We start from the raw sequence: 6,886 nt of genomic DNA, 5'->3' as shown, positions 1-6,886 counted from the left end.
GCATAATAATCGGTACCAAGTCAATGACACCAAGGGTCAAAGGCTATTTTTTAACTGCAAAACTTGAGTAACTAACATGATCATGATTCATGATTAAACGATCGTAAGCTATAACTGGTATGTCCATATTTTCTGCCTGATCCAAAACATCAGTAAGTGCTTCTCCGTCTACTGAAGCAATAATTAAAATATCTACGCCTCTTGAAATCATATTTTCTATTTGTGAAAGTTGATTTTCTACAACATTTTCAGCGTACTGTAGGTCCGTTTCATATCCGCGCTCTTCTAATAACGCAACCATATTATTACCATCTTCAATCCATCTCTCAGAACTTTGTGTGGGCATTGATATTCCTATTGTTGGATTTTCAATAGCCTCTCCATCAGCTCCACCGCCATTTCCACACGCTGCTAAGACAATAGTAGCAAAAATAATAAAGAACAATTTCATAATGATAAACCTCCATATTTTATTTTTTAATATATAAAACTAAAATAGATCTACCCTCCTTTATTATTCTATATGTACCTTTCATGCCTTTTTAATACTTCTTAATACCAATAGGTGATTGGAACTGTATAGTCAAAATGAATGTCTGTAAAATTAAGCACAACTGGTACGTTCAACTATCAAATAATTTGACTGACAGCCGTCTTAATTCTAATTATTGAATGACGGAAATTCATATAAATATTTAAATAAGCAATTAAACCTCTTAAAACAAGTAATCCTTTTATGTGTTTATATTTCTATTTCTTTATACGTACGTACCTTTAAACATAATATACCATTGTGCTAAATATAATACAAGCGTTTTCATAAAGTTTTTCTTTAAATTTACTAGTATGTTTTTAAATACTTGTATTCACTTAATACTGTCCTGTTCCTACCATACAACTAAAATCTTCTCTAATGCACATAGTAAACAGGAGTGAAATTTATATTTCACTCCTGTTTACTTTAGTCCCATTTATTGATGGGACACTTCTTATTGGCCAAACTCGTCCGAAATAAAGCATAGCACCCACATTTGCTGCATGTTTGTCCTTTTAAGAATGGACAAGACAGGCAAACATTTAATCGTTTTTCTTTAACAACTTCACTGACTAAATCAAATTCCAAGCTAAGCTGTTCTTCAATTAATTCTAGTTCGTTTAAATTAGCTAATTCTTGCAGTCTGCTACAGCTTTTACACTCTGACATTCAGCTTACCCTTTTAACAGAATTGTTGCTACACTCATTGCTGGGAGAGTAACAGTTAACTTGTTATTTTCAACTGAAAAGTCTTTAAATTCAGTTTTTGCCACTACTTCTGAGTTTTCAAACGTATTATGTGCATCCATTTTGTCTCCAGCTACTATCCAAGCTTCAGAATCACTAATGTCAAAATCTGATAAATCAAATTCCATCTCTTCTGTTCCATCAATATTATAGTTGACTACTGATACAGCTACCTGTCCATCTTTTTTGGAAACAGTAAAGTCAGTATTTGTTTTTGCTTCACCATACGTATCAATCAATTCAGCATCCTGATGGTGTTTGTAGAGATCAAACACATGATAAGTAGGTGTTTTAATCATCTTATCTCCTTCTGTCAGAAGCATAGCCTGTAACACGTTAACCATTTGTGCAATATTTGCCATTTTTACACGATTTGCATGTCTATGGAAAATATTTAAAGTGAGACTAGCGACCATTGCATCTCTGATAGTATTTTGCTGATATAAAAAACCAGGATTGGTTCCGTTTTCTACAGAGAACCAGGATCCCCATTCGTCTACAATGAGACCTACTCTTTTATCTGGGTCATATTTATCCATAATAGTTGAGTGTTTAGTTATCAGCTCATCCATTTTTTTAGCACTATCAATTAAAGAGAACCATTCTTTTTCAGGGAAGTTGGTTGCTGGTCGTTTATTTGTCCAACCATCTACTAAAGAATAATGATGCAAGCTGATACCATCCATATAAGGAGCTGCTATTTTCATCACTTGTTCCATCCAGTTATAGTCATCAACATTGGGACCACAGGCAATTTTGTAGACAGGTTTGTCCGTATAATTTCTGACATATGTTCGATAACGTCGGTACAAATCTGCGTAGTATTCAGGACGCATATTTCCACCGCAACCCCAGCTTTCATTTCCTACACCGAAGAATTTCATCTCCCAAGCTTTTTCACTGCCGTTTTCTTTACGCCAGTTAGCCATAGGTGATTCCCCTTCAAAGGTGATATATTCAACCCATTCCTGCATTTCTTGAACGGTTCCACTTCCTACGTTTCCGTTAACGTAAGCATCAGCACCTACTAGCTCTAATAAATGAAAATATTCATGCGTGCCAAAATGATTGTTTTCAGTTACTCCACCCCAGTGTGTATTGACAATAGTCTTTCTATCTTCTTTTGGCCCTATTCCATCTTTCCAGTGATATTCATCAGCAAAACATCCGCCCGGCCATCTGATAACAGGGACGTTAATTTGTTTTAATGCTTCGACAACGTCAAGTCGAATGCCCTTATTGTTTGGTATATCCGAATCTTCACCTACCCAAACACCTTCATAAATACAACGCCCTAAATGTTCAGCAAACTGTCCGTAAATATGCTTACTGATCTGTGGTCCTTCTTTATTTGTTAGTACTCGTATTGTCATTGTGATAGCTCCTTTAAAGTCATAGATATAAGGTTTAATCCTAAAATCTTTTTTCTTAATATCTTTTTTAGATTCGTTCATATCAGATTGATTTTCTTTCTTAAAAAACATGAATTCAGTTCCAATAAAGGTTTTTCCCTTATTTTAAATCCATTAACTTGGAGACCCAGGAATACCAAAATCTGGAAAGCCCTCTTCAGTCCACGTAAATATTTGAGCATTCGCATGTCTGTTAGGATTGTTTAAAGGGTTCCCTTCTTTGTTTTTTTCTGGTCTGGCATGATAAATTAATACATCATGTTCTCCGTCTTCAGAAACTGTAAAAGAATTGTGTCCAGGACCGTAAAGGCTATTTTCCTCTGAAGAAGAAAAGACAGGATCTTTTGCTTTACTCCAAGAGTACCCATCCAACAAATCACTGTTTTCGTCAGCCCACAATAGGCCCATTGCGTAGTTTTCATCCGTAGCGCTTGCTGAATAGGTGATAAAGATTTTTCCGTTGCGTTTTATAACAGCTGCTCCTTCGTTGACTAAATAACCAATCACTTCCCAGTCATACTCAGGAATACTTAATAAGGTCGCATGCCCTTTTAATGTCCATGGGTTTTCCATTTCGGATATATATAAGTTTGAATTTCCGGGTATAGCAGGGTCTTTTTGAGCCCAAACATAATACAGTGTTCCATTGTGTTCAAAGGTGGTCGCATCCAATGAAAAACTATTAATATGCGTTTTCACTTGACCTTTTTCTTCCCATGTACCTGTTAATGGATTTGCATCTTTACACTCAAGGGCATACATTCGGTGCTGATTCTCGTGTTCTTTAGGCTGATTAGATGACGCTGCAGCGAAGTATATATACCAGTTTCCTTCAATAAAGTGAAGCTCCGGCGCCCATATCAGCCTGCTCATCTCTCCTTCAGAATGAGCCTGCCATACAGTTACCTTTTCAGCATTTTCTAAATCATTTAAAGTTTTAGCTCTTCTAAGTTCTATTTCTTGATACCCTGGTACAGAACCAGTGAAATAATAGTACCCATCTGTGTGTTTATAAGCCCAAGGGTCAGCTCTTTCTAACACTATTGGATTATTATACTGATACTTATCACTCAAGTTGACTAACTCCCTTCAATATGTTTGAAACTGAATTTTATTTATACTGTAATCTAACCATGTTCCAAGAAAGCGGTTTGAAATCACCTTTTACATTTGTCCCTTCTGATTGGAAAGAATGGTTATCTTTAATTTCCATAGCTTCATGGTCTTTATCTAAAGTCAATTTAATATCATAATCAGCTAATTCAGTGGATTCAATAATGGTTAAGTCGCCGAAACCTTCTAAATCAACGTCAATAGATAAAGTTTCGTTTTCGGATCGGTTCACTGCAAAGATAACGACTTCGTTTTTCTCCTCGTTAACGATTGCAGTACTTTCTAAATAAGGAACATTTTTAAATTCTTTTGTATCATAAGTCGGGCTCTCAAGTTGCAAGTCTAATACATGACCTCGTCCATAGTTTGACGCTTGCATGAAGGGATAAAAAGTGGGTTGTCTCCACACTTCGCCATCTTTCACTGTCATAATAGGAGCAATAACATTAACTAATTGAGCTAAACAAGCTATTTTGACTCGGTCAGAATTGTTAAGTAATGTAATTAATCCGCAACCTACTAATAAAGCGTCTTCAAAATTATAAATATCCTCTAATAATGGAGGCGCAATATCCCATGGTTCACGTTTTGAATCAGCTTCTTTTGAATGGTACCAAACATTCCATTCATCAAAGGAAAGATTGATTGTTTTATCCGAACCTTTTTTAGCTTTTACAGCATCACAAATAGCAGCCACATCTTTTATAAAGCTATCCATCTGCATAGATTTTGCCAAATAGTTAGGTAAATCATTTTCAAAATTCTCCCAATACAAGTGAAGTGAAAGATAATCAATGTGGTCGTACGCATGATCTAAAACAGTGTATTCCCATTCTCCAAAGGTCGGCATTTTATTTGAAGAACTCCCACATAAAACCAATTCAATGGAATCATCGACCAATTTCATAGCTTTGGCTGTTTCTTGAGCCAATCTTCCATATTCATCTGCCGTCTTTGCACCGATTTGCCAAGGTCCATCCATTTCGTTTCCAAGACACCATGTTTGAATATTAAATGGTTCTTCAGCTCCATTTTCCTTACGCAGGTCGCTCCAATATGTACCGCCTGGGTGATTTGAGTACTCTAGTAAGTTACAAGCAGCTTCTACCCCTCTAGTTCCCAAATTTACTGCCATATTTACTTCGGTATTAGCTTGTTTGGCCCAGTCAACAAATTCATGAAGTCCCACTTCATTTGTTTCTACTGATCGCCAAGCTAAGTCTAAACGTTTCGGACGATTTTCTCTCGGTCCAATCCCATCTTCCCATTTATACCCGGAAACAAAGTTCCCTCCAGGATAACGCACAAGTGGTACGTTCAACTCACTAACAGCTTCTATCACATCTTCTCTAAAACCTAGTTCATTTGCCGTTGGATGATCCGGCTCATATATCCCTTCATAGACAGCTCTTCCAAGATGCTCAATAAAAGAACCATATATCCGATCATCTATTTCAGAAACCAATCGATCCTTATTAACTTTTACATTTGCTCTCATTGTAAATCCTCCTTAATTTGTACGTACCTTTAAAAATAATATACCATTACTCTAAATAACTAACAAGCGTTTTCACAAAAACTTAAATATAGTTTTGTAAAACGCTTGTTCAATTGAGCTATTTAATTTACTTTCTTCATATATAAAGGCGTTGTCCTTATGTCATTTACACCGCAGCCCGGTTCATTTGGTCTTTCATAGTAAGTATCTTTACTTGATGGATAGACCTTAAGCTCTAAAGTTTCAGGGTAATCAAAGGTTTTTAAAGAAATAGTCCAGTCTTTTCCAGTTGTAAACCAGTCAGCCAGCAGCTTTCCTTTATCATCATATAATTCCGCTCGATCCCCTATAAAGTCGATTTTTAATAATACATCAGAAGAATCTTTTGAATGACTATAGGCAACATTTACTTTATATCTGGTATGACTGTTGTCATTTGAAAAATCTTGATACGTTACTTCAGATTTATTCTTCTCAAAAGTAATTGTTTTACTTGTACGAGTCAATTTCTCGACGAGGCTAACTTCTGTATTAGTTGAAGAGACCATTAAATGCTTCTCTTCTATCCAAAGATCCGCTCCAGAAATGTACAAACAATCATTATAAAAAATCGAATGATTGGCTTCTTTTTCACTTAAGATAATGGTCTTTGGTCTTTTTCCTTTAAAATGAATGTCTGCTTCATTGGGGTTTGGATGATAAAATACCCAATACTTATTTATTATTCCAAGTAGAGATGCATTGCTACTCACTAAAAGATACCCGTTCATTTTTATATTGAATGGTAAGATAGCCGTATCACCATCTTTTAACTTTAATAAAGGAAATGTAACTGTTCGCTCATCTAACTTAACTTCAAATGCCACTTCTTTCTCGGTCATTTGTCTTAGTCGTTGATAATTATTAACAAAGACAAAGCCACTTTGACTTTCTTTATCATAACGGACACTGTAGCGTAAATGTGTTGTGTCTTCAGGGTCGGTAATTGTGTTATCTGGAAAATGCACTTGCGACCTAGCTAGAACCTCTTGAAACTGATTCACGAAAAAGTGCAGCTTTCGTAAGGAACGGTAACTAGCATTGATCATGCCGAACTCTCCTAAAGGGGCTTGAAAATCATAGGATTTTATCGGTACATCTGTATGAGAACCTGTTTTTGTGGACTCTTGAAGGGTAGATAATTTTCCATCTGGGTTCGTACCTCCGTGATACATATAATAACCCAACAGGTTTGCGCCCGACCCTAGTTTCACTAAAGCCTGTACCTCGGTGTCTTTAGAAGATACAACAGGTCTGCGTAATTTGGTCACTTGAAGTCCTCCACCCAGTTCACCTGTTAAATAAGGATACTGTTCAATATTGAAGTTGAACGCTTCAATTTTCAGTTCTTCCTTTTTAAAATCACTAGCAATTAAAGGATCATCATATACAGGTGAAAATAAAAAGTTTTCACTAGCTGGTAATTCCTCTAAGCTATTACTCCATGGCGCATCAACATAGCCTCCGAATACCGGGAGCATTTCTTCATCCACTACTACAGCTCCACCCCAAGCCGTGGCTGTATAAAAAGGAACATCAAAA

Annotated in this window: 6 protein-coding genes; all 6 read right to left on the bottom strand. The window is 36.1% G+C overall.

Features of this window, described 5'->3' with window-relative positions; all coding sequences use genetic code 11:
• Positions 1–43: 43 nt before the first annotated feature.
• Complete coding sequence (locus ABDZ53_RS00655; protein WP_425541661.1) at positions 44–451, bottom strand: substrate-binding domain-containing protein; 408 nt, start codon at positions 449–451, stop codon at positions 44–46.
• Positions 452–961: 510 nt separating this feature from the next.
• Positions 962–1,204 carry a DUF6171 family protein gene (locus tag ABDZ53_RS00650; RefSeq protein WP_343752945.1) on the bottom strand — a complete coding sequence of 81 codons (243 nt, stop codon included), beginning with the start codon at positions 1,202–1,204 and terminating at the stop codon, positions 962–964.
• A 5-nt stretch (positions 1,205–1,209) separates the two neighbouring features.
• Positions 1,210–2,655: an alpha-N-arabinofuranosidase gene (locus ABDZ53_RS00645; protein WP_343752943.1), complete on the bottom strand. Its 1,446-nt coding sequence runs from the start codon at positions 2,653–2,655 to the stop codon at positions 1,210–1,212.
• 153 nt (positions 2,656–2,808) lie between these two features.
• Positions 2,809–3,768 (bottom strand): glycoside hydrolase family 43 protein, encoded by a 960-nt coding sequence (locus ABDZ53_RS00640; RefSeq protein ID WP_343752941.1) that lies wholly within the window; start codon positions 3,766–3,768, stop codon positions 2,809–2,811.
• 37 nt (positions 3,769–3,805) lie between these two features.
• Complete coding sequence (gene arfA / locus ABDZ53_RS00635) at positions 3,806–5,305, bottom strand: arabinosylfuranosidase ArfA (protein WP_343752940.1); 1,500 nt, start codon at positions 5,303–5,305, stop codon at positions 3,806–3,808.
• Positions 5,306–5,427: 122 nt separating this feature from the next.
• A partial coding sequence (locus tag ABDZ53_RS00630) for a beta-galactosidase (protein WP_343752937.1) occupies positions 5,428–6,886 on the bottom strand: 1,459 nt, incomplete at its 5' end.

The organism is Alkalibacterium iburiense (assembly GCF_039521845.1).
GTDB classification, from domain to species: Bacteria; Bacillota; Bacilli; order Lactobacillales; family Carnobacteriaceae_A; genus Alkalibacterium; species Alkalibacterium iburiense.
This window is presented reverse-complemented; position numbering and strand designations above follow the sequence as displayed.